This is a genomic window from Pantoea sp. GbtcB22 (assembly GCF_019091025.1).
GTDB lineage: Bacteria > Pseudomonadota > Gammaproteobacteria > Enterobacterales > Enterobacteriaceae > Pantoea > Pantoea leporis.
The window spans coordinates 1-234 of the sequence record NZ_JAGXKB010000904.1 but is presented as its reverse complement, the minus strand read 5'-3'; the positions used below and the strand labels follow the sequence as shown (position 1 = coordinate 234).

The window sequence follows — 234 nt, the reverse complement described above, 5'->3', positions numbered from 1 at the left end:
ACGTTTGCAGCAGAATGGCCGCCCCGGGCACAACTCATCCCAAATCACATCTCGACGCCAATTGGGTCAAGGTACGGTAATTATCTCTTCTGGCATAACTTCCACTAACAACAAGCTAATTCAAAATTCAGTCGGGCTGGTACTTCTCCGCGTTCGCTGTCTAATGGCAGGAAAGGAATCGCATAACGGCTTTTGTGACGCGAGACTTGTGGGTACAGCGCGTCTTCCAGAGTT

At 50.0% G+C, this 234-nt stretch carries 2 pseudogenes; both read right to left on the bottom strand.

Annotation, left to right across the window (positions count from 1 at the left end):
• A pseudogene (locus tag KVT28_RS28030) lies at positions 1–96 on the bottom strand (DNA gyrase inhibitor YacG); the annotation flags it as partial.
• A gap of 8 nt (positions 97–104) precedes the next feature.
• A pseudogene (locus KVT28_RS27010) lies at positions 105–234 on the bottom strand (cell division protein ZapD); the annotation flags it as partial.